23 protein-coding genes and 1 tRNA gene are annotated in these 21,086 nt (G+C 74.7%); 12 read left to right on the top strand and 12 right to left on the bottom strand.

Annotation, left to right across the window (positions count from 1 at the left end; all coding sequences use genetic code 11):
- Nucleotides 1-15: 15 nt before the first annotated feature.
- Both PV341_RS22745 and PV341_RS22740 read left to right on the top strand, forming a co-directional pair.
- On the top strand, nt 16-156 hold the full coding sequence (locus PV341_RS22745; protein WP_500358868.1) for a hypothetical protein: 141 nt from the start codon (nt 16-18) through the stop codon (nt 154-156).
- A gap of 106 nt (nt 157-262) precedes the next feature.
- On the top strand, nt 263-394 hold the full coding sequence (locus PV341_RS22740; RefSeq protein WP_500331818.1) for a hypothetical protein: 132 nt from the start codon (nt 263-265) through the stop codon (nt 392-394).
- A 320-nt stretch (nt 395-714) separates the two neighbouring features.
- Here the strand turns inward: PV341_RS22740 and PV341_RS22735 are convergent, their stop codons facing one another.
- A complete protein-coding gene (locus PV341_RS22735) occupies nt 715-1,476 on the bottom strand; it encodes a MerR family transcriptional regulator (protein WP_500331820.1) in 762 nt (253 codons plus the stop codon).
- A gap of 199 nt (nt 1,477-1,675) precedes the next feature.
- Between PV341_RS22735 and selA the strand changes: the two genes are divergently transcribed.
- A complete protein-coding gene (gene selA / locus PV341_RS22730) occupies nt 1,676-3,022 on the top strand; it encodes an L-seryl-tRNA(Sec) selenium transferase (protein ID WP_500331822.1) in 1,347 nt (448 codons plus the stop codon).
- Between the two features lies 1 nt (nt 3,023).
- Nucleotides 3,024-4,826, top strand: coding sequence for a selenocysteine-specific translation elongation factor (gene selB / locus PV341_RS22725; protein ID WP_500358867.1), 1,803 nt, complete (start codon nt 3,024-3,026; stop codon nt 4,824-4,826).
- Between the two features lie 21 nt (nt 4,827-4,847).
- Here selB and PV341_RS22720 read toward each other — a convergent pair.
- Nucleotides 4,848-4,941: transfer RNA gene (locus tag PV341_RS22720), tRNA-Sec, on the bottom strand.
- A 118-nt stretch (nt 4,942-5,059) separates the two neighbouring features.
- Between PV341_RS22720 and selD the strand changes: the two genes are divergently transcribed.
- From selD to PV341_RS22705, 3 genes are all read left to right on the top strand, one after another.
- Entirely contained in the window at nt 5,060-6,097 is a 1,038-nt protein-coding gene (gene selD, locus PV341_RS22715; RefSeq protein ID WP_500331826.1) for a selenide, water dikinase SelD, read from the top strand.
- 88 nt (nt 6,098-6,185) lie between these two features.
- Nucleotides 6,186-7,139, top strand: coding sequence for a threonine/serine dehydratase (locus PV341_RS22710; protein ID WP_500331827.1), 954 nt, complete (start codon nt 6,186-6,188; stop codon nt 7,137-7,139).
- Nucleotides 7,140-7,203: 64 nt separating this feature from the next.
- Complete coding sequence (locus tag PV341_RS22705; protein WP_500331829.1) at nt 7,204-7,818, top strand: YcxB family protein; 615 nt, start codon at nt 7,204-7,206, stop codon at nt 7,816-7,818.
- Here PV341_RS22705 and PV341_RS22700 read toward each other — a convergent pair.
- The 6 genes from PV341_RS22700 to PV341_RS22675 all read right to left on the bottom strand — a co-directional run bounded on the left by PV341_RS22700 (nt 7,772) and on the right by PV341_RS22675 (nt 12,512).
- Nucleotides 7,772-8,431 (bottom strand): TetR/AcrR family transcriptional regulator, encoded by a 660-nt coding sequence (locus tag PV341_RS22700; RefSeq protein WP_500331831.1) that lies wholly within the window; start codon nt 8,429-8,431, stop codon nt 7,772-7,774. The two genes, PV341_RS22705 and PV341_RS22700, sit on opposite strands and share 47 nt — an antisense overlap.
- Nucleotides 8,432-8,456: 25 nt before the next feature.
- Nucleotides 8,457-9,560: a DNA alkylation repair protein gene (locus PV341_RS22695; RefSeq protein ID WP_500331833.1), complete on the bottom strand. Its 1,104-nt coding sequence runs from the start codon at nt 9,558-9,560 to the stop codon at nt 8,457-8,459.
- Between the two features lie 21 nt (nt 9,561-9,581).
- Nucleotides 9,582-10,076 carry a winged helix-turn-helix transcriptional regulator gene (locus PV341_RS22690; RefSeq protein WP_500331847.1) on the bottom strand — a complete coding sequence of 165 codons (495 nt, stop codon included), beginning with the start codon at nt 10,074-10,076 and terminating at the stop codon, nt 9,582-9,584.
- A gap of 99 nt (nt 10,077-10,175) precedes the next feature.
- Nucleotides 10,176-10,535: a nuclear transport factor 2 family protein gene (locus tag PV341_RS22685; protein ID WP_500331835.1), complete on the bottom strand. Its 360-nt coding sequence runs from the start codon at nt 10,533-10,535 to the stop codon at nt 10,176-10,178.
- 27 nt (nt 10,536-10,562) lie between these two features.
- Entirely contained in the window at nt 10,563-11,348 is a 786-nt protein-coding gene (locus tag PV341_RS22680) for an SDR family oxidoreductase (protein WP_500331837.1), read from the bottom strand.
- 150 nt (nt 11,349-11,498) lie between these two features.
- Nucleotides 11,499-12,512 (bottom strand): thaumatin family protein, encoded by a 1,014-nt coding sequence (locus PV341_RS22675; protein ID WP_500331839.1) that lies wholly within the window; start codon nt 12,510-12,512, stop codon nt 11,499-11,501.
- Between the two features lie 210 nt (nt 12,513-12,722).
- Between PV341_RS22675 and PV341_RS22670 the strand changes: the two genes are divergently transcribed.
- Nucleotides 12,723-14,615: a sigma-70 family RNA polymerase sigma factor gene (locus tag PV341_RS22670; protein WP_500358866.1), complete on the top strand. Its 1,893-nt coding sequence runs from the start codon at nt 12,723-12,725 to the stop codon at nt 14,613-14,615.
- 272 nt (nt 14,616-14,887) lie between these two features.
- Nucleotides 14,888-15,394, top strand: coding sequence for a hypothetical protein (locus tag PV341_RS22665; RefSeq protein WP_500332275.1), 507 nt, complete (start codon nt 14,888-14,890; stop codon nt 15,392-15,394).
- Here PV341_RS22665 and PV341_RS22660 read toward each other — a convergent pair.
- On the bottom strand, nt 15,354-15,710 hold the full coding sequence (locus PV341_RS22660) for a LysR substrate-binding domain-containing protein (protein ID WP_500358865.1): 357 nt from the start codon (nt 15,708-15,710) through the stop codon (nt 15,354-15,356). The genes PV341_RS22665 and PV341_RS22660 overlap by 41 nt on opposite strands.
- On the opposite strand from PV341_RS22660, the gene PV341_RS22655 reads away from it, so the two are divergent.
- Nucleotides 15,676-16,431: a hypothetical protein gene (locus PV341_RS22655; protein ID WP_500358864.1), complete on the top strand. Its 756-nt coding sequence runs from the start codon at nt 15,676-15,678 to the stop codon at nt 16,429-16,431. The two genes, PV341_RS22660 and PV341_RS22655, sit on opposite strands and share 35 nt — an antisense overlap.
- Nucleotides 16,432-16,734: 303 nt before the next feature.
- Here the strand turns inward: PV341_RS22655 and PV341_RS22650 are convergent, their stop codons facing one another.
- Nucleotides 16,735-17,517 carry a maleylpyruvate isomerase N-terminal domain-containing protein gene (locus PV341_RS22650; RefSeq protein WP_500358862.1) on the bottom strand — a complete coding sequence of 261 codons (783 nt, stop codon included), beginning with the start codon at nt 17,515-17,517 and terminating at the stop codon, nt 16,735-16,737.
- A 180-nt stretch (nt 17,518-17,697) separates the two neighbouring features.
- Here PV341_RS22650 and PV341_RS22645 point away from each other — a divergent pair, with 180 nt between their 5' ends.
- Entirely contained in the window at nt 17,698-18,597 is a 900-nt protein-coding gene (locus PV341_RS22645) for a LysR family transcriptional regulator (RefSeq protein WP_500332278.1), read from the top strand.
- Between the two features lie 23 nt (nt 18,598-18,620).
- Here PV341_RS22645 and PV341_RS22640 read toward each other — a convergent pair whose 3' ends face one another.
- Nucleotides 18,621-19,409 carry an SDR family NAD(P)-dependent oxidoreductase gene (locus tag PV341_RS22640; RefSeq protein ID WP_500332279.1) on the bottom strand — a complete coding sequence of 263 codons (789 nt, stop codon included), beginning with the start codon at nt 19,407-19,409 and terminating at the stop codon, nt 18,621-18,623.
- A 376-nt stretch (nt 19,410-19,785) separates the two neighbouring features.
- Entirely contained in the window at nt 19,786-20,292 is a 507-nt protein-coding gene (locus PV341_RS22635) for a tetratricopeptide repeat protein (RefSeq protein ID WP_499509355.1), read from the bottom strand.
- 269 nt (nt 20,293-20,561) lie between these two features.
- Here PV341_RS22635 and PV341_RS22630 point away from each other — a divergent pair, with 269 nt between their 5' ends.
- Entirely contained in the window at nt 20,562-21,062 is a 501-nt protein-coding gene (locus tag PV341_RS22630; RefSeq protein WP_500332280.1) for a lamin tail domain-containing protein, read from the top strand.
- Nucleotides 21,063-21,086: the final 24 nt, after the last annotated feature.

The raw sequence follows: 21,086 nt of genomic DNA, 5'->3' as shown, positions 1-21,086 counted from the left end.
GGCGGACTGGCCCTGATGGCGGGCAGCGTCCTGCAGCGCTTCGGCACCTTCGAAGCGGGCGTCACCTCCACCAAGGACCCCGCCTACGTGGTGAAACCCCAGCGCGAACGCCTCCAGGCCCGCGCCGAGGACGACGACCGCTGCGCCGGGACGTGACCCCCGGGCACCCTCCCGTCACGGGCCCTCACCCCGGCGGTGCGACGACCGCGCCGACCCCGCCCGGCGCAGCCGCGTCCGCGCCGCCGTAGGCGGACTGGCCCTGATGGCGGGCAGCGCCCTGCAGCGCTTCGGCACCTTCGAAGCGGGCGTCACCTCCGCGAAAGACCCCGCCTACGTGGTGAAACCCCAGCGCGAGGCACGCGCCGAGGACGACGACCGCTGCGCCGGGGCGTGACGCTGCGATGACCGGGCCGACCTCGCCGGGCGCAGCCGTGTGTAAGCCGCCGTGGGCGGGCCCATGACGGAGGCGGCCTGCGCGAGGCGTCCGAGTGCGTCGCGCCGGGCGACGCGCTCACCGCACTGACCCTTGCCACGACGCAGCCACGCCCCGGCGGCCCTTGGCGCCAGGGGGTGCGCGGAGGGTGCTGCGCCCGGTGGGCGGCGCCATGGTCGAACGAGGCCGCCACGGGCCGGTCCGGCCCGCCGGTGCCCGGGCGTGAACGGCTTCCGGCACATACCGGCGGCCGGCCACGGCCCCACCGTTGACCCGGGTGCTCAGCCCAGCCGGGAGTCGGCGTAGGCCAGGTTGACGTCGCGCTGGTAGGCCGCGAGGCCCGGCGCGATCGCCTCGTACGCGGTGCGCCACCGCTCGTCGTCGACGCAGGCGCGCCCGATCGCCCGGTACTCGTCGGCGGTGACGGGGCGCATGGCGGTGAGCGCGCGGTACTGGACATCGGCCTCGGCCTGGGCGGGTGCCCCGTCGGCCGGGACGCCGGCGGCCATCAGCTTGGCCAGCCGGATCATCTGTGCGGTGCGCTCGCGGTGCCCGGCGTCGATCTCGGCCTCGCTCATGCCGGCGGTCCTGCGGGCGACCGCTTCGGCGTGCTCGGGGAAGTCGCGCAGGCTCTCGCCGTACTGGTCCGGCCGCACGCCTTCGAAGAGGTTGTCGGGGCGGTTGATGGCGTCCATGGGTGTGCCGTCCTTCCTGGATTTCTCCAGTCCGGCGATCGTGCGGGAGACGGTGCGGGCGAGTGCGTCGAGCCGGTCCCGTTCGGCGAGCAGCCGCCGGTGGTGCCCGCGCAACGCGTCCACCTCGTCGACCTGCCGGGCGAGGACCCGGCCGATCTCGGGCAGGCCGAGCCCCAGCGTCCGCAGGACGAGGATCTGCTGCAGCCGCAGGAGCTGCGCCTGCCCGTAGTAGCGGTGACCGCCGGCGCCGGTCCTGGCAGGCGGCAGCAGACCCGTCTCGTCGTAGTGCCGCAGGGTCCGGGCGGTGACGCCGGACATCCGGGCGACCTCCGCGATCGGCCACTCCATCGCCGCTCCCTCACGACCGCTTCCTCGGGCCGGTCCCTCCGGCCCTGGTCAGGACGGTAGAGGTTGCCGCTGCGGCAACCGCAAGCCCCGGACCACAGCATCCCGCGGCACCGGGCTGCGCGCCGGTGTGGCGGGAGCGCCCCGCGGCCACCGCCGCCGTACCCTTGGCCGCAGCCAGGCCAGAGCGAAGGTGCTGCTGATGGACCGCGACCGGACCTCCACCGCTCCCTCCCCGCCCGCCGACGCCCGCCGCCGGGTGCCCCGCACGGACACGCTGCTCGCCGACCCCCGGCTCGCCGCGGCCGCGGAGCGGCTCGGGCGGACCGTGGTCAAGGAGGTGGTGGCCGGGGTACAGGAGCGGGCGCGGTCCGGAGAGGTCCCCGTCGACGAACTCGCCGAGCGGGCCGTCGCGGCGCTCCCGGCGACCGCCGCCGGGCTGCGTCCGGTGCTCAACGCCACCGGCGTCTTGCTGCACACGAACCTCGGTCGTGCCCCGCTGTCGGGGGCGGCCCGCGACGCGGTGCTGGCCGCCTCCGGGACGACGGACGTGGAGCTGGATCTCGCCACCGGCGCGCGCTCCCGCAGGGGGCGTTCGGCGCTGGAGGCGCTGCTGCGGCAGGTGCCCGCCGCCGAGGCGGCCCATGTGGTCAACAACGGCGCCGCGGCGCTGGTGCTGGCGGCCACGGCGCTCGCACAGGGCCGGGAGATCGTCGTCAGCCGCGGTGAGCTGGTGGAGATCGGGGACGGCTTCCGGCTGCCCGACCTGCTGGTCTCCACGGGCGCCCGGCTGCGCGAGGTGGGGACGACCAATCGGTCCGCGCCGGAGGACTACGCGGCGGCCGTGGGGCCGGACACCGGGTTCGTCCTCAAGGTGCACCCGTCCAACTTCCGCATCACCGGCTTCACCCGGGACGTGCCCGTCGCGGAACTGGCGCGGCTCGGCGTGCCCGTGGTGGCCGACATCGGTTCCGGGCTGCTGGTCCCCGACCCGGTGCTGCCGGACGAACCCGACGCGACGAGCTGGCTGCGCGCGGGGGCCTCCCTGGTCACCGCCAGCGGCGACAAGCTGCTGGGCGGACCGCAGTGCGGCCTCGTGCTGGGCCGCGCCGACCTGGTGCGCAGGCTCGCCCGCCACCCGCTGGCCCGTGCGCTGCGCGTGGACAAGCTGACCCTGGCGGCCCTGGAGGCGACCGTCCGCGGCCCTGCCACCCCGACCCGGACGGCGCTGCACGCCGACCCCGCACGGCTGCGGGACCGGGCCGGACGCCTGGCCGCCGGGCTGCGTGCCGACGGGTTCGACAGCCACGCGTGCGACTCGCTGGCGGTCGTCGGCGGGGGCGGTGCCCCCGGCGTCACCCTGCCCAGCGCCGCCGTGTCGTTGCCCGCCGCGTACGCGGTCCTGCTGCGGCGGGCCGATCCCGCCGTACTGGCCCGCGTGGAGGAGGGCCGGTGCCTGCTCGATCTGCGGGCGGTGCCGGAGGAGGCGGACGAGGAGCTGGCGGTGGCCGTGCGCCGGGCCGGCATCCTGCCGGGAACGGAGGGCTGACGTGCACGTCATCGCCACCGCGGGCCACGTCGACCACGGCAAGTCCGCGCTGCTGCGGGCCCTGACCGGGATGGAACCCGACCGCTGGGCGGAGGAGCGCCGGCGCGGCATGACGCTGGACCTCGGGTTCGTGTGGACGCGGCTCCCCGGCGCGGGGGACGTGGCCTTCGTGGACGTGCCCGGCCACGAGCGCCTGGTGGGCAACATGCTGGCCGGTGTCGGCCCGGTTCCCGCGGTGCTCTTCGTGGTCGCCGCCGACCAGGGCTGGCAGCCGCAGTCCGAGGAGCACCTCGCCGTCCTGGACGCCCTCGGCGTGCGGCACGGCGTCCTGGCCGTCTCCCGCTGCGACCTCGCCGACCCCGACGCGGCACGCAAGGAGGCCGGGGCCCGCATCGCGGAGTCCTCGCTCGGCGACGTGGAGTGCGTGGCCGTCAGCCCCGTCACCGGCGCGGGGCTCGACGCACTGCGGGCGGCCCTGGTCCGGCTGGCGGGCGGGCTGCCCGCCCCCGATCCGGCGGCGGACGTACGGCTGTGGGTCGACCGCGCGTTCACCGTGCGGGGCCGGGGCACGGTCGTCACCGGCACGCTCGCGGCGGGCACCGTCCGGGTCGGCGACCACCTCCACCTCGCCCGTGACGGACGGCCGTTGCGCGTGCGGGGCCTGGAGTCCCTGAAGGAGCCGACGCAGGAGGTGGGCGCGGTCGCCCGGGTGGCGGTCAACGTCACCGGGCCCGCGGCGGGCGACCTGCGGCGCGGGGACGCGCTCCTCACCCCGGACCGCTGGCTGACCACCGACCTCGTCGACGTGCGGCTGCGCGGCGACCCCTCCGGCGACCTGCCCCGCGAACTCATGCTGCACGCCGGCTCGGCCGCCGTGCCGGTGACGGTCCGTCCGCTCGGCGACGACAGTGCGCGCCTGCGGCTGGCGACGGCGCTGCCCCTGCGGGTCGCCGACACGGCCCTGTTGCGCGACCCGGGGCGGCACCGCATCCCCGCGGGGCTCACCGTCCTCGACGTCCGTCCGCCCCGGCTGACCCAACGTGGCGCTGCGGCGGCGCGGGCCGCCGAACTCCGGTCCGCCGCCGGGGTCGGGGACGGGGCTGCGGGACTGCGCCGCCGTGGACTGGTCCGGCGCGCGGAACTGCTCGCCATGGGGGTCCCGGCACCGGGCGACCCGGTGGCGGGCGACTGGCTGGCGGACCCGGAGCACTGGGCGGCGCTGCGTGAGCGGCTGCGGGAGGCGGTCGAGGAGCACGCCGTAGGTCACCCGTTGGAGCCGGGCATGCCCTTGGAGTCGGCCCGCCAGGCCCTCGGCCTGCCGGACCGCACCCTGGTGGAGGCACTCGCCTCGGCCGTACCGGGCCTGCGGCACGGCGACGGCAGGCTGTACGGGAGCCACGCCCGCCCGACGCTGCCGCCCGCGGCCCAGGCCGCCGTCGAGGCGGTACGCGCCGATCTGGCACGTACGCCGTTCCGCGCGCCGGAGGCCGAACGGCTGGAGCAGCTCGGGCTGACCCCCAAGCTCCTGGCGGCGGCAGAATCGGCGGGCGCGCTGCTGAGGATCGGCGAGGGCCTCGTGCTGCTGCCGGGCGCGGACGCGCAGGCGGCAGCCGTACTGGCCGGGCTGGAGCAGCCGTTCACCGCGAGCGAGGCGCGCAGGGCCCTGGACACCACCCGGCGCGTCGTCATCCCCCTGCTGGAGCACCTGGACCGGCAGGGCCGCACCGTCCGGCTGGACGGTGCCGTCCGCCGCTGCCCCGGGGCGGGCGCCGCAAAAGCGCCGGGCAAGTCCGATGAGGGCTGAAGCACCGGGGCGGAGCGGCCCGCGGAGACGGACGGGAATCGAACCCGCCTGCCCGAGTTGCTCGGACACCTCGGTTTTGAAGACCGGGAGGGCCACCAGGCACCCTTACGTCTCCCCGCCGGACCGGAGGCCCATGGAACAGCCGGCCACCACCCAAGTCAACCCGCCACACGGGATGTCACCCGGGCCCGCGCAACCACGCCCGGCCCCACAGCGGAAGGACCACAGCAGCCATGACGGGAACCGGCGTCCGGCAGGACAGCGTGCGACTGACGCAGTACGCCCACGGCGGCGGCTGCGCCTGCAAGATCCCCCCAGGGGAACTGGAGCAGATGGTGGCGGGGCTGACGCCCGAAGGCATGGCGGGCGCCCTCGGGGCCGACCTGCTCGTGGGCCTGGACACCGGCGACGACGCCGCCGTCGTCCGGCTGCCCGGCGGATCCGGCGGAACCGGCGCACGGGCGGTGGTGAGCACCGCCGACTTCTTCACCCCGGTGGTCGACGATCCGTACGACTGGGGGCGGATCGCCGCCGCCAACGCCCTTTCCGACGTCTACGCCATGGGCGGCACCCCGCTGGTGGCCGTCAACCTCTTGTGCTGGCCGCGGGACGTCCTGCCGCTGGAACTGGCCCGGGAGGTGCTGCACGGGGGGCTGGACGTCGCGGCCGAGGCGGGCTGCGCCGTGGGCGGCGGCCACAGCGTCGACGACCCGGAGCCGAAGTACGGCATGGCCGTCACCGGCACCGCCGACCCGGACCGCCTGCTGCGTAACGACGCCGGCCGGCCCGGTGTGCCGCTGTCGCTGACCAAGCCCCTGGGACTGGGCGTCCTCAACAACCGCCACAAGACGACCGGCGAGGTCTTCCCGCAGGCCGTGCAGACCATGACCACGCTCAACCGGGACGCCGCCGCGCAGGCACTGGCGGCGGGCGCGGTGTGCGCGACCGACGTGACCGGCTTCGGGCTCCTGGGCCACCTGTACAAGCTTGCCCGCGCCTCCGGGGTGAGCGCCGTCGTCCACGCCTCGGCGGTTCCGTACCTCGACGGCGCGCGGGAGGCCGCCACGGACGGCTACGTCAGCGGCGGCACGCGCCGCAACCTGGACTGGGTCGCCCCGCACACCGACTTCGGCGGCGCCGACGAGGTGACCCGGTTGCTGCTGGCCGACGCCCAGACCTCCGGCGGCCTTCTGGTGGCCGGGGAACTGCCCGGTGCCCCGGTCATCGGGGAGCTGGTGCCGGCCGGTGAGCACCGGCTCGTCCTCCGCTGATCGTCCCACCCGCGGCCCGACCTGCCGGAACAGTGGTTGTTACACTGTTTCTCCGGACGACGACTCCATCACCCGCCCGGAGAGAACCGTGACCATCACCCACGCCGACGTACGGGCCGCGGCCGCCCGCATCTCCGGGCACATCCGCCCGGTCACGCTCGCCCCGGTGGACCAGGGGGCGTTCGGCGCCGCCGTACAGGGCTGGCTGGCGCTGGAGTCCATGCAGCACACGGGGTCGTTCAAGGCGCGCGGTGCGTTCAACTTCCTCCGCCGCCACGTCGAGCGGGACGCCATGCCCGAGGCCGGCGTGGTCATCGCCTCCGGGGGCAACGCGGGCCTGGCATGTGCCTGGGCCGCGGCCCGGCACGGCGTGCCCGCCACGGTCTTCGTCCCCGAGACGGCGCCCGCGGTCAAGGTCGGGAAGCTGCGCGACCTTGGCGCGGACGTGCGCCAAGTCGGCAGCGAGTACGCCGAGGCCCTGGAGGCCTCGCAGAAGTACGCCGCCGAGAGCGGCGCGCTGGAGTCCCACGCCTACGACCATCCGCTCATCGCGGCCGGGGCGGGGACCTTGATGGAGGAGATCGTCGCGGCGCTCCCCGGCCTGGACACGGTGGTCGTCGCGGTCGGGGGCGGCGGACTGTTCGCCGGGGTCGCGGCGTCCGCGCTGGAGCACGGGGTGCGGGTGGTGGCGGTGGAGCCCGAGGGGTCGTGCGCGCTGCACGCGGCCGTCGCGGCCGGCGAGGTGGTGGACGTACCCGTCCGGTCCGTCGCGGCGGACTCCCTGGGCGCGCGCCGGGCCTCCCGCACGGCCCTGGAGTGGGCGCTGAAGGACGGCGTGCGCTCCGTCCTCGTCCCCGACGAGGCGATCGTCGCGGCCCGCCGCACGCTGTGGGACCACCGCCGCCTCGCCGTCGAGCACGGCGCCGCGACCGCCCTCGCCGCCCTCACCTCCGGCGCCCACCGCCCCGCCCCCGGCGAGCGCGTCGCCGTCATCGTCTGCGGGGCGAACACGGATCCGTCCGACCTGGTGCGCGTCTCCTGAGGGTTCATCCGACGGAACGCCACGGGCCTGGCGCCCGCAGCCCCCGGGGCGGTTGAATGCCGCGGTGACGAACGACATGCGGGAACAGTCCTCCACGGGGTCGCCCAGCGACGGAGTACGAGCCGTCGAGTTCACCTGGCTGCCGGGCACGGACGACATCGCCGAGGTGCTCGGCGCGCAGAGGCGCCGCCTCGAGCTCTGGCGTGGCCCGCTGTTCTTCGCCGCCGTCATGGTCGCGGTGATCGCCGGACTGCGGGTGTTCGCTCCCGATGCGGCCGACATCACCGGTCTGACCGTCGGCGGCGGCCTGGGAACGCTGACCTGGCTCATGGCCGGAGTGTTCGACCGGCGCCGCCAACTGCGGAAGGCGACCGCGTACGCCCGCTCCCAGGGCGAATGCACCATCAGCGTGGACGACGACGGCATCCGCACCGCCTCCGCCTTCACCGAGTTCAAGGTGCCCTGGACGTCGCTCACCCACTACGTCGAGACGCCGCGGCTCTTCCTGCTGGTCCACGGCGACGGCTTCAGCAGCATGAGCCTGCTGCCGAAGTGGGGCCTGGGCGGCGGACCGGAGGTGGAAGGGCTGCGCACGATCGTGACCCGGCACCTCGGCCCACGGCCGCGCGCCGTCAGCGGTGCCCGGCCGGGAGGTGCTCGGCGCTGGCGGCGTGGATGAGGGCGCGCAGCGCCTCGTAGTAGACCTCGTGGTCGACCAGGGCGGGGAGGACGACGTTCATCGCACCGGTCAGCGTGGGGAAGTCCTCGGGGTCGAGCGCGGCCAGGGCCGTGCGGGCGGAAGCGACGACCTTCTTCTCGTCGCGCTGGTCGCCGAAGGCGACGGCACCGAGGGTGAGCAGGTAGAGCCGGCGGTAGACGCGGATGGCCGTCCCGGCGTCCATGCCGGCGGCGACGCTGTGGGCCATCTGCGGCTCGACGAGCCGGCCCAGCATCTGCGGGCCCAGCCAGGAACGGCCGGCGCGCAGCGCCACCAGTCCCGGGTGCCGGGTGAGCAGGCGGTACAGGCCGGTGAAGCGGGTCTCCGTCGCGGCGGCCCAGTCGCCCTCCAGGGGCACCAGGGCCAGCGACGCGGCGACATGGTCGGCGCAGGCGCTCAGCAGCCCGTCGAAATCGCCGCAGCGCCGGAAGACCGTGGCGTGCGAGACGCCGAGGCGCGTGGCCACGGCGCGGAAACTGAGCCCGGCGGGCCCGTCCTCGTCGATGACGGCGAGCGCCGTCTGCGCCACGGCGTCCAGCGTCGGCTGCTCGGCGGCCGCCTGCTTCCTCTTCACACGCGACAGCGTATCGAGCGGTGTGTCAGACGGTGACGACGTCGAAGGGCACCTTGCCGCGCGGCTCGCCGTTGACCTGCAGTTCGAGGGAGTGCTCCCCGGGGTGGAAGACCCGGGTGCTGATCGGCTTGAAGGAGCGGGTGCCGGTGTGCTCGCTCCGCTCCCCCGGCTGGAGGGTGCGGGTCGTCAGCTTGTAGACCTTGGGCGCCGTGGTGCCGTTGGCCTTGCGGTAGTGCACGACGTAGTCGACGACGAGGCGGAGCGGCGTGTCGCCGTGGTTCTCCAGGGTGAAGGCGAAGCGCAGTTCCCCGCCCACCTCGACGACGGGCCGGGCCACGGAGGGCCCTTCGACGGTCAGGCCCCTGGCGGGCTCGAACCCCAGCAGTGCCAGGGCTCCTTGGTCGCCGCGCTTGACGGCGGTGCGCAGCGCGTGGCGGACGAGCCGGGGCGTGTGGGTGTCGGGGGCCACCGACCACCGCCGGGCCGTCTCCACGGCCAGTTCCACCCGGACGTGGCTGATGTCGTTGACGTGGTTGGCGACGGACCTGCGGACGTACTCCGAGGGGTCCTTGTAGAGAGCGCCCAGGATCGGCAGGGTCGCCTCGGGCCGGGCGAGGATCGCCGGTACGCGCACCGCCCACGGCAGGCGGGGGCGGGTTCCCTCGCTGGCCAGGCGGCGTACGTGCTCGTCGGGGTGTTCGGTCCATCGGGTGACGACGGCGAGCGCCCGGTCGAGGTCGGCGTTGAGCAGGCGGCGGATGGCGAACTCGGCGGTCAGGCGCGGGGTCAGGTCCGCCAGCAGGTGGAGTCCGTCCTCGAAGGCCGTGCCCTCGGGGGTGCCGGAGGCGAGGGCGGCGACCGCCTCGGTGACCGGCCAGATCATCCAGCCGGTGAAGCGCGGGTCGGGCAGCGTGGCCCGGACGACGGCCTCCAGGGCCGCGGGATCCGTCGGGCCGGAGGCGAGCATCGCGTCCCGGACGAGGTCGCTGCGTTCACGCAGTGCCAGGCCGTCGAGCGCCGGAAGGGCGTCGCGCACCGCGGCGGCCATCGGTGCCTGGCCGGCCGCCGTCAGGCAGTCGGCGAGCCCGGCCACAGCGGCGGGGCCGAGCAGTTCGTCCGCGGTGGGCACGGGACCTCTTCCTCCGGTGGGTCAGGTACGGTCGCGGCCCGCGTAGCGGGCGCGCATGATCTCGCTCGCGGCGGGGCCCGCGGCGTAGACGAAGGCCTCGCTGTCGTCGAGCCGCCGGCCCGTGGCGGCGTCGACCACGACCGGCTCGACCTCCTCGCCGGTCTCCGCGTCGACCAGGATCATGCTGCGCTGCTCCGGCGCCAGACGGGAGTTGCCCCATGCGGCGAGGGCCACGACGACCGGGCGCAGCGAGCGGCCGAGGTCGGTGAGGAGGTACTCGTAGCGGGTCGGGTGGGTCTGGTACGGCCGCCGTTCGAGCAGCCCGTCCTCGACGAGGGTCTTCAGGCGGGTGGTGAGCATGCTCGACGAGATGCCGAGGTTCTCCTGGAACTGGTCGAAGCGGGTGTACCCGTCGAAGGCGTCGTGCAGGATGAGCAGCGTCCACCACTCACCGACGTGCCCGACGGTCGTCGACAGCGGGCACTCACGGTCCTCCAGCCGGATGCGGCTCACCATGTCGACCACCTCCGTGCGGTTGGTGCCAGGGTCGGCGCAGGCTGTGGCTTTCATGTTAGCAGCAACCCTGGCACCCCCCGTCGAGGACAGATCCGGGGGTCAGGCCCCGATCTCCAGGCGTTCGATGAGGCCGTCGCGCAGGGCGAACCGGTAGCGCAGGTCGACGGTGCCGCCGGGGAAGTTCCCCTCGAGGTGCTGGACTGCGACGTAGTGGTGGGCGCCGGCGCGCTCGGCGCCGGTCAGTTCCGTGGTGTAGGTGTACTCGCTCGCCGCGGTCTCCAGCCATTCCCGGATCGCCGCCGTGCCGTGCCGTGTCGCGCCCTCGTCCGTCACGACCGCGTCGCCGGTGAAGGCCGAGAGGGCGGTGGCGGTGTCGCGGACGCGGTGGGCGGCCAGGTAGCGGGTGATCACCTCGGGGAGGCCGGTGGTGGGGATGGGCTGCGGGCCGGTGGTGTTCATCGTGGTCCTTCCAGGGGAGGGGGCCGGTCAGAGGGTGGGGACGGTGCCGCCGTCGATGACGTGTTCGGCGCCGACGATGGCCGACGCGCGGTCGGAGACGAGGAAGGCCACCAGCTCGGCGACCTCCGCGGGTTCGTTGGGCCGGCCGAGGGGGATGCCGCCGAGGGAGTCCATCAGGCGCCCGAGGGCGGCCTCGGCCGAGATGCCCGCCTCGCGGGCGATGCGGTCGACGAGGGCGTCGGCGGCCGCCGTCCGGACGAAGCCCGGCGAAACGGTATTGACACGGACGCCGTAGGGCGCGACCTCGTTCGCCAGGCCCTTGCTGTAGGTCGCCAGGGCGGCCTTGGCCGCGGCATAGGCGAGGGTGCCGTTCCACAACGGCATGCGGCGCTGGATCGAGGTGACGTGGACGACGGCGCCCCCACCGGACTCGATCATGCCGGGGAGCAGGCCGCGGTCGAGTCGGACGGCGGCGAGGAGGTTGGTGTTCAGCTCCTTCGCCCAGTCGTCCTCGTCCAGCGCCGCGAAGCCCCCGGCGGGCGCCTCGGAGTGGCCGAGGTTGTTGACGAGGACGTCCACCCCACCCACCCGGTCGATCACTTCGCGAACGACGGCCGCGGCCCCCTCGGGGGTGGTCAGGTCCGCCGCGATGAAGGTCTTCGGGTCAGCGTCCGCGGGCTCGTGGCGGGCCGTCACCAAGACGGTCGCACCGGCCTGGGCCAGCCGGCGGGCGACGGCCGCGCCGACGCCTTTGGTGCCTCCGGTGACCAGGGCACGACGGCCGGCGAGGGATTCGTTCAGGGCGACGCTCACACTGCACTCCGGGTGACTGCTAGAACAGAAGTTATGACTTTGACCTTAGCAGCTACTCCGGACAAGAGCGCCCGGGGCTGGGAGGACCCGGGCAGCCCGGCGGGCCTCGCCGAGCTGCGCCGTTCCCTCCGCCGCGTAGCGTGCCGCGGGCTACCCCGTGGTGCCGAAGGTCACCCGGTAGGCGCACCGGCCCTTGCACGCCATGGTCGCCGCGTCGTCGAAGGCGTACGAGTAGGCGTACGGCGCGGCGTCCTTGAAGACCCGGGTGTAGTCGACGGGCCATTTCGACGGCACGCAGTGCTCGCGGCCCGCCCAGGCACCGCGGCAGCAGTAGGCGTCGCCGCCGAAGGCCGCGCAGGGCGGCTTGCAGCCGATCACCTGCCCGCCGGCCTTCGCCTGCATGGCGGCCGGGCAGTCGACCGGCTCGGTGCACGCCCCGCGGTAGCAGCCGTCGGGGCTGACCGGGTCGCGGGTGGTGGTGCGGGAGATGTTGATGTACATGGGCAGGTTGGCGCCGTCGACCATGCTGACGTCGTAGAAGTCCATCCCCGCGTAGGCGTCGAAGCTGAACTCCCCCAGCGTGGTGGGCGGGTTGGGCCCGGTGCACACCGATGTGCAGTCCCCGGTACGGCAGGGCCCCGCGGCCGTGGAGTCGCAGCCCGTCCGGCCCCAGATGCGGCCGCCCCAGCCGTCCGGCACCGTGAGCGCGGTGCCCTGCCCGGGGGCGAGCCGGCGTCCCCGCGGATAGGCCGGCGAGTCGGTGACGACCGCCCAGACGGTTTCCTGGGTGCGGTTGACCAGGGTGATCAGCCGCGTGCCGGGCGGGGTGGCGGCGGACGTCCGTCGTGTCCCAGGGGTCTTCGTGGCGGTGGCAGCCGTGGGGCCGGGCGTTCCCGAAGGACGGGCGCTCGGTGAGGGGAGCGTGGCCGAGGGCGAGGGTGACACGGACGGAGGCGTCCCGCGGGAGGGGGCGGCGGACGTGCCGTGGGCCGTGGTGGCGCCGCGCCCGCCTTCGGCCGTCGCCCCGCCGGGCCGGAACGGTGACAGCGCGCCCCCGGCGATCAGCGCCGTGACCGCGATCCCGGCCGCCGCGAGCACCGCGACGGCCGCCCACCGTCCGCGCCCGGTCCTGGATCCGGTTCCGTGCCGGCTGTGTCGTGCCATTCTTGTGCCTTCCTCGTCCTCGCCTGGTGCGTACGCACGTATCGGGGACCGCCGGGGCCACCGGCGGACAACACAAATCCGCTGACGGAACCTGCGGGATTTGTGTTGTCCGGGCACGCGCGGCCCGTCTCCTGTAGGTGGAGGCATCGCGGTCGCCGGACGGCCGCGCGGTCGTGGACGGCGAGACCAAGTAGGGAAGAGTGGGGCCACATGCGCAAGACGCACCGGAGCGGACCCGGCGCCGGGGTGGTGGTGGCGGCACGCTCGGGCGACCGGCAGGCCCTCGACCGGCTGGTGGCGGAGTGCCTGCCGCTGGTCTACAACATCGTCGGACGGGCGCTGGACGGCCATGCCGACGTCGACGACGTCGTACAGGAGACGCTGTTGCGCATGGTGCGGGGGCTGTCGGAGCTGCGGGACCCGGCGGCGTTCCGGTCCTGGCTGGTGGCGATCACGATCCGGCAGGTCCGCGACCGTGAGCGGGACCGTGCCGTGGCCCGGCACCGCAGCGCCGGCCTGGAGGACGCCGAGCGCATACCGGACCCGGCCCTGGACTTCGCGGGGTTGACGATCCTGCGCCTCGGGCTCACCGAGCAGCGCCGTGAGGTCGCCGAGGCCACCCGGTGGCTGGACGAGGACGACCGGGAGCTGCTGTCGCTGTGGTGGCTGGAGGAGACCGGGGAGCTGGAGCGGGCCGACCTCGCCGCCGCGCTGGGCCTGTCGGACCGGCACGCGGCGGTACGGGTGCAGCGCATGAAGAAGCAGATGGAGGCCTCCCGCGTGGTCGTCCGGGCGCTGGCCGCGGCGCCCGGCTGCGGCGAGTTGCGGGCGACCGCCACCTGGGACGGCGTGCCGAGCCCGCTGTGGCGCAAGCGGTTCGCCCGGCACATCCGCGGGTGCGGTGTCTGCGGCGGGATGGAGGAGGGGCTGCTCCCCATGGACCGGCTGCTCAGTGGGCTGCCGCTGCTCGCGGTGCCGCCGGCGCTGGACCCGGGGCGGGTGGTCGCCGCGGTGACCGGGCAGGCCGGGACCGGGCCCGCACCCGTGCCCCGTCCGGCCGCCCGCGGCGCCCACCGGGCCACCGGCCGGGCCGCGTCGCGCGGGCTGCGGACCCCCGTCCTCGGCGGGGCGGCCGTCGCGGCGGCGGTGGCCGCGACGCTCGTCGCCACCCGGCTCCTGACCGGTCCGTCGCCGGCGCCGCAGGCGGACGCGCTCCCGGCGGCCTCCGCCCCGGCCGCCACGGAGACGGCCACGGCCTCGCCCCGCTCCCCCAGCCCGTCGCCCTCGCCGCGCCCCTCCAAGAAGCCCACGAAGAAGGCCCCGTCACCGAAGCCGACCCGGCAGGCACCCGTGGTGCGGGTCGCCTCGTCCGGCAAGAAGGGCGTCGGTGTGTGGACCTTCCCCGGCGTGGGCAGGGCCCTCACTTTGTCCGGTGCGAGTTGGTACTACACCTGGTCCACGGGCCACCAGGGCGTCGCCTCGCCGCCGTCGGGCCGCTTCGTCCCCATGATCTGGGGGCCCGCCTCCGTCACCGCGGACTCCCTGGCCCAGGCGAAGGCGCAGGGCCCGTACCTGCTGGGCTTCAACGAGCCCGACATGGCCCAGCAGTCGAACATGTCGGTGGAGCAGGCCCTGACCCTGTGGCCGCGGCTGATGGACGCCGGCCGGATCCTGGGCAGCCCGGCCGTCGCCACGAACGGCGCCACCCCCGGCGGATGGCTCGACCGCTTCATGTCCGGCGCCCAGGCCAAGGGCTACCGCGTCGACTTCATCACCCTGCACTGGTACGGCGGCGACTTCCGCACCGCGGAGGCCGTGTCGCAGCTGACGTCCTATCTGGAGGCGGTCCACCAGCGCTACCACAAGCCGATCTGGCTGACCGAGTACGCCCTGATCGACTTCTCCCACGGCACCCGTTTCCCCACCCCGGACCAGCAGGCCGCCTTCGTCACCGCCTCCACCAAGGCCCTGGAGGCGCTGCCCTACGTCCAGCGCTACGCCTGGTTCGGCCTCGGCGCCGACCCGGCCGAACCCAGCAGCGGCCTGTTCACCGACGGCACCCACACGACCCCTGCGGGCCGCGCCTTCCAGGCGGCGGGCTGATCCGCCAGACGCGATGGGCCGCGCCGGCGACCGGGGGGGGTGGGTGGTCGCGGCGCGGCCGTACTGCTCGGGTTCCCGGGTGGGGCGGGTTCATGCAGCCGGTTCCGGAAGAGGGAACCTCTGCCCGGGCGGGCGGCGTTCCGGGCGGCGGGCGTGCCCCGGCTCCGGTGGCGCGGTGCGGGGTCCGGCGCCTTACTGGAAGGTATGCACGCGACAACCGGCACTCCCTTCCCCCGGCGCGACGGCGCGCCCGACCGTGGCGCGGTGATCCGGTGACGGGCCGCAACGGTTTCGGACCCGTGCACGGGGTGCTGTGCGGGGCGGCCGCGGGCGCGGCGGGCACGACGGCGCTCAACACCGTGGGCTACCTGGACATGCTGCTGCGCGGCCGTGCCGCCAGCTCGGCCCCGGCGACCACCGTCGAGCGACTGTCCGAGACCACGCACGTACCGATCCCCGGCGACGACGCCGCCCGCCGCAACCGCATCTCCTCGCTGGGCGCCCTCACGGGCATCGCGGCCGGGGCGGGCATGGGCGCGACGCTCGGGCTGGCCGTGGGCTGCGGCTGGCGCCCGGCGACGGCCGTGCTGACGGCGACGGCGACCGTGGGAGCGCTGATCGGCACCAACGGCCCGATGACCGTGCTGCGCGTGACCGATCCGCGCACCTGGTCGCGGTCGGACTGGATCTCCGACCTCGTGCCGCACGTGGCGTACGCCCTGGTCACCACGGCCGTCCTCACGGGGCTCCGGGCGGGACGCGTACGAACCGGCCGATGAGCGCCAGCAGCGCCGTGAGCGCGGCGCCGGGCCGGCGCACCGAGGAGTAGGCGACCCCCAGCGACCACTCGAGGGGTCCGCCCGCGACGGGGCGCACGCACACGCCCGGGTCGTCCGCGGCGACCGCGAAGGACGGCATGATGGCCACGCCGAGGCCCTGCCGGACGTAGTCGGCGGTCATGGTGATGTCGGTGACCTCGATGACCACGAAGCGCTCCAGGCCCGCGGCGGCGAACGCCCGGTCGACGACCAGGCGGTTCCCGAAGCCCACGGGCGAGTCGATGAAGGGCTCCCCCACCAGGTCGGCGAGGTCCACCGCGGATCCGGCTCCGGCCGGGTACGCGGGCGCGCCGCTGCGCACCCCGTACCTGGTCTTCCTCGGGCTGCTGCTGCTCGCCGCCGCGGGTGTGGCGCTCGTACCGGAGACCGTGGAACGGGCCGAGGAGCGACCCGCCTACCGGCCGCAGCGCGTCACGGTCCCCCCGGCGGCCCGCCCGGCGTTCTTCGCCGCCTGCGGGGCGACCCTGGCGGCCTTCGCGGTGCTGGGCCTGTTCACGTCGGTGGGGCCCTCGTTCGTCGCCGGTACGCTGCACCACCCGTCGCGCGCGCTGGCCGGTCTGGTGCCGTTCCTGGACTTCGGTTGCGCGGCCGGCGCTCAGGCGCTGCTGCTGCGGGTCAGCGCCCGGCGCCAACTGGCGACCGGCCTCACCTCGATGGTGGGCGGACTGGCCGCGGTGACCGCGGCCGTGTGGCTGCCGAGCTTCGGTCTGTTCCTGGCCGGCGGCATGGCCGCCGGCGCCGGTGCCGGGGTGCTCTTCAAGGGCACCGTGTCCACGGTCGTCTCCCTGGCGGAGCCGCAGCGCCGCGGCGAGGCCCTCGCGGGCCTGTTCCTGGCCGCGTACATCGGCCTGGCGGTGCCCGTCCTCGGGCTCGGCGTGGGCACGCTGTACGTCTCGCAGCGGCTGGCGCTCCTCGGCTTCGCCGCCGTGCTGATCGCGATCTGCGCGATCGTCAGCCGCCGCCTCCTGCGCCGCTGAGGACCGCCGGGAGCGGCCGGTGGGCCCCGCGGAGATGCGGGAGCCCGCCCGGTCGCCGGGGCCGACCCGCCACCAGGTGCGGGACCGTTCGCTGTCGCCGGAGTGACCCACTTCGCGTCGTCGACGACGGAGCCGTCGCAGACCCGGTGGACATCGAACTGTTGCCGGCCGCACTCGCATCGTCCGTACGTCTCCGAGGTCAGACCGCGACGAAGCTCGTCCCCTTCTCGCCCATGAGGGTTTCGGCGATCAGAGCCCGCATGTCGACCGGCTGTCCCGCGTCCCGCCTTCGCCGCGCAGCGGTCAGTAACCCGGGAAGAGCGCGCGCAGGTCGTCCAGGGTGACGCCGTCGCGGGCGGTCACTGCGTCCCGGGGGCGGTTGCGGCCGTAGACGAGGCGGAGCACGGCCTCGGACGGTCCGGACACCGCGCCCGAGGGTTCGGCCCCCTCACAGGGGAGGATGTGCAGCTCGGAGCCGAGGGCCAGGCACAGGGTGCGCGCGGGGTCGGTGAGTTCCACCGCGATCTGGCGCGGACCGAGCCGGGTGAGGGTGTCCCCGTCGCGGCTGCGCGAGGCGACCATGTCGACCCGGTCCCACAGCAGCGCCACCTCGGATGCCGGGATGGCGGCGGCCTCGTCCAGACCCACCTCCACGTCCCAGGTGTGCACGGACTGCTCGGACAGCCAGTAGCCGGTGAAGTCCGTGAAGCCGACCGGACCGGTGAAGTACGGCACCGTCACCGACGCGCGCACCCCGGCGTCGAAGGAGTCCAGCAGCCGCAGCAAGCCGGATTCCGCCTCGTGCCATGCGTCGCGCTGCGCGACCGGCCTCAGGGGGATCCACCGCTCGTACACGTCGGTGATGTCCTCCCGTGAGGGTCTGGTGGGGTCCCCGGTGAGACTGCGGCGCACGGCCGCGGTGCACAACTCGGCCCCCGTGCCCAGGTGGACCAGCACCTGGGCGATGCTCCAGCCTTCGGCGAACGAGGGCCGGAGCAGTTCCTCACCGGTGAGGCCGCCGACCGTGGCGCCCAGGCGCCGCGAGACCGTGTGCATCGCCGCCAGTCGGACGTCGCCGGTGTCCATGGACTGCCTCCTCACGAGGTCGCTCCGTACGGCCGGGAGGTCGTGCGCCCCCTTCCCCCCAGGCAACCTCGCGCGCCCCCCGGTCCCAAGCGGGTGGCCATGCGCGCCCCCGAAGGACGCCATAAGCAGCGCTTCTGCCGGTTCGTGGCAGGGGCGCGGACGGCATGGTGCGATGGGCTCATGGACATGCGGGAGCTGCGCGCGTACATCGCGGTGGTCGAGGAGGGGGCATGGTCGGCGGCGGCACGTCGGCTGCACCTGAGCCAGCCGGCCCTGTCCCAGACCATCGGCGGACTGGAACGGCACCTCGGAGTGAAGCTGCTCGTGCGCAGCAGCACCGGGGTACGGCCGACGGACGCGGGGGCGACCCTCCTCGGGGAGGCGCGGGCCGTGATCGCCCGGCACGACCAGGCGGTGCGGGCGATGGCGCGCCACACGGCCGTGGGCGGCGGGGTGCTCCGGATCGGCATCCCGCTCGAACTGCCGACGGGACTGCTCGTCGCCCCGCTCGCGGAACTGGCCGAGGATTTCCCGGAGACCCTGGTGCAGGCCCGGCACCTGTCCACGGCGGAGCAGCTCGCCGCGCTGCAGGCCGGGGAGCTGGACGTGGCGCTGCTGCGGGAGCGGCCCGCCGGGCCCGAGTTCGACGCCCAGCTCGTCGTCCGCGAGCGGCTGGGCGTCCTGCTCGCGGCCGAACAGGCCGCGGAGCTGACCGGCCCGGACGGCATCGCGCTGGAAGCCCTCGCGGGCCTGCCGTGGGTGGGCTTCCCGCGTTCCGGCAGCCCCGCCTGGTACGACGAGCTGACGGCGATCCTGCGCAGTCACGGTCTCGACCTGGGCCCCGACGCCCCCGAGGGGCAGAAGCTGATCGCCGAGGTGAAGCTCGCCGCCGTCAGCGCGGGCCACGCCTTCGCGCTGGCGCCGCCGGACTGGGCGCAGCCGATCCCGGAGAACGTCGCCTGGTCGCCCCTGGTGGGCCACCCGCTGATCCAGCGGACCTGGGCGGTGTGGCCGGCCACCTCCCGGCGGCGCGACGTGGGACGGCTGATCGCCGCGTTCGAACAGCCCGCGGGGGCCTGAGGGCCGCGCGCGGGGGCACGGCCTCAGGGTGCGGCGATGCCGCGGACGGAGGTCAGACCGCCGTGCGCCCGCCGTCCACGGGCAGCACCACGCCGTGCGCGAAGCTCGCCGCGTGGCTGGCCAGATAGGCGATGGCCTCGGCGATCTCCTCCGGTGCCGCAGGCCGCCCGGCCGGCGGCACCGGAGGCGAGCGCCGCGAGGTCATCCGCCATCCCGGAGGTGCCCTCGGTCCGGGTCGGCCCCGGCTCCACCGCGTTCACCCGGACCCGTCGCGGTCCGTACTCGGCCGTCCACGACTTGGTGAGCAGGTTCAGGGCCGCCTTGCTCGACCCGTACAGCGCCATGCCCGCGGCGCCGTAGTCGGCGACCATGGTGCTGACGTTGACGATCGCGCCGCGGCCGCGGCCGCGGCCGGCCATCGCGGGCGCGAGTTCGGCGACCAGGTAGAACGGCGCCTTGACGTTGAGGGCGTAGACGGTGTCGACGTCGCTCTCCGGTGTCCGCTCCGTCGGCCCGAACGGGTAGACGCCCGCGTTGTTCACCAGGATGTCGACCCTGCCCCCGCCGAGCGCCACCGCCTCGCGGGTGAGCGCTCGGACCGACCGGGCGTCCCCCAGGTCGCCCGCGACGAAGTCGGCCTTCCCGCCGCGCCCCCTGATCGCGGCGACCACGGCCTCGCCCCGTCCGCCGTCACGGCCGGCGACCAGTACGTGCGCGCCCCGCCCGGCGAGCGTCACCGCGGTCGCCGCGCCGATCCCGCTGGTCGCCCCGGTCACGAGGGCGACGTCGCCGCCCAGGTCTGCTGAAGTCATGTTCCAACCCTGTTCTCTTCACCGAGCGCTCTATGCGCCGTGCCGAATTCCGGATGATCACGTCGCGCATCGAGGCACGTTGCGATCGCCTGGAAGAGCACGGGGAGAACACCGGCGACTCCGGGGTGCCCATCGGCGGATGCTATGACCGGCATCATCGCCGCCTGCTGCGCTGTTTCCGCCGCCCGGCGCCGGGTTGGCCGGTGTCTCGGCGCCGCTCCCGTGAGCATCGACGAACAGGAGCCGATCAGAACCGTCGGCCTCGCCCTGTGGCACGGCATCACCACCCCACGTCGACGGGGGCCTTCAACGACGTGCCGGTGGCGGACGTCCGTTCCGGCATGCGGCACGAGAGGGAGCCGCGCCCGCCCAGGGTTCACAAGGTGGCGTCGAGATCCTCGGCGTAGTAGGCGACGGCCTGCCGGTAGCGTGCGATGTCCGGATCGGAGCTGCTGTCCGCCAGCAGCGTCAGCAGGAGCCGCATCGCCTCGCGGTGTCCGCCGGTGTTGTACAGGGCCATCGCCAGGAAGGTCCGCAGCGCGCCGTCGTGGGGGAAGTCGATGAGGGCCACGCGCAGCAGGCGGACGGCCTCGTCGTACCGCCCGAGGATCCGGTAGGTGCTGCCCAGGCCCAGCAGCGCGCCGCGCCGGTCGTCCTCCGACAGCCCCGTTCCGCGCAGGGCCTGCTCGTAGAAGGGCACCGCCTCCGCCTCCAGGCCCAGTACGTCGTGCGCCCACGCCGCCTGGTAGGCCACCTCCGCGTCCCCCGGGAACCGCTCCGCGAGGGCGACCAGCCGCTCCCTCGCCGCCTCCGCCTCCCCGCGCTCGCGCAGCCCCACCGCGGCGGCCAGCAGTTCGTCCCGCCCGTGATCGTTCTCGTTCATGCGCACATCCTGGCAGCCCCGCGCCGCGGCGGTGCACGACCCCGGCACCAGCGACTGCCTGAAGGAATACGCCCGTTGTCGACCGGTTGCTTCGCTTCGGACGCCACGTCACGGAAAGCCCCGCTCCGGGTTCACCTGGAATGGTTTGATACCTCGCAAGACGCCGACGGGGGCCGGATACCCGGCGCAGGCAGGCGGGGCGGCGCGCATGGTTCGCGCTCCCGGCGGGGCGGAGCGCGCGCGGCCCCGTCCCAACAGGGGGGATTCCCATGACCAAGCACGTCCGTATCCGCGTGGCCGCGTTCGCCGCGGCCTGTGGGACCGCCGTCCTCACACCGGTCCAGGCGCACGCCGCGGAGTACAGCTCCGCCCTCAAGATCCGCGGTGCGCAGTACGACGCGCCCGGCCGGGACTCCAACAACTGCTCCTCCGGCAACACCCGCGCGGAGTACCTGACGATCAAGAACTACTCGGCCGCGGCGACGGTCAACCTCAAGGGCTACGTCGTCAAGGACGCCACGGGCAACCGCTTCGTCTTCACGGCGAACCACTACCTCCAGCCCGGCGACTACGTGAAGCTGCGCGGCGGCCGCGGCACGGACTCCGACAAGAACAACGTGGTCTACCGCGCCAATTGCAACTTCATGTGGAACAACGACGGCGACACGATCTACCTCTACAAGCCCTCCGGCAGCCGCTCCGACGTCCACGCGTACACCAAGCGCGGCTCCGACGCGGACGGCGACGGCTACATCCGCTTCCACAGCTGAGGCGCGGCCACCCCGCCCCGGACG

The organism is Streptomyces sp. PA03-1a, assembly GCF_033792805.1.
In the GTDB taxonomy this organism is placed as follows: domain Bacteria; phylum Actinomycetota; class Actinomycetes; order Streptomycetales; family Streptomycetaceae; genus Actinacidiphila.
The sequence above is the reverse complement of the archived record's forward strand: the minus strand, read 5'-3'. Positions and strand labels throughout refer to the sequence as shown.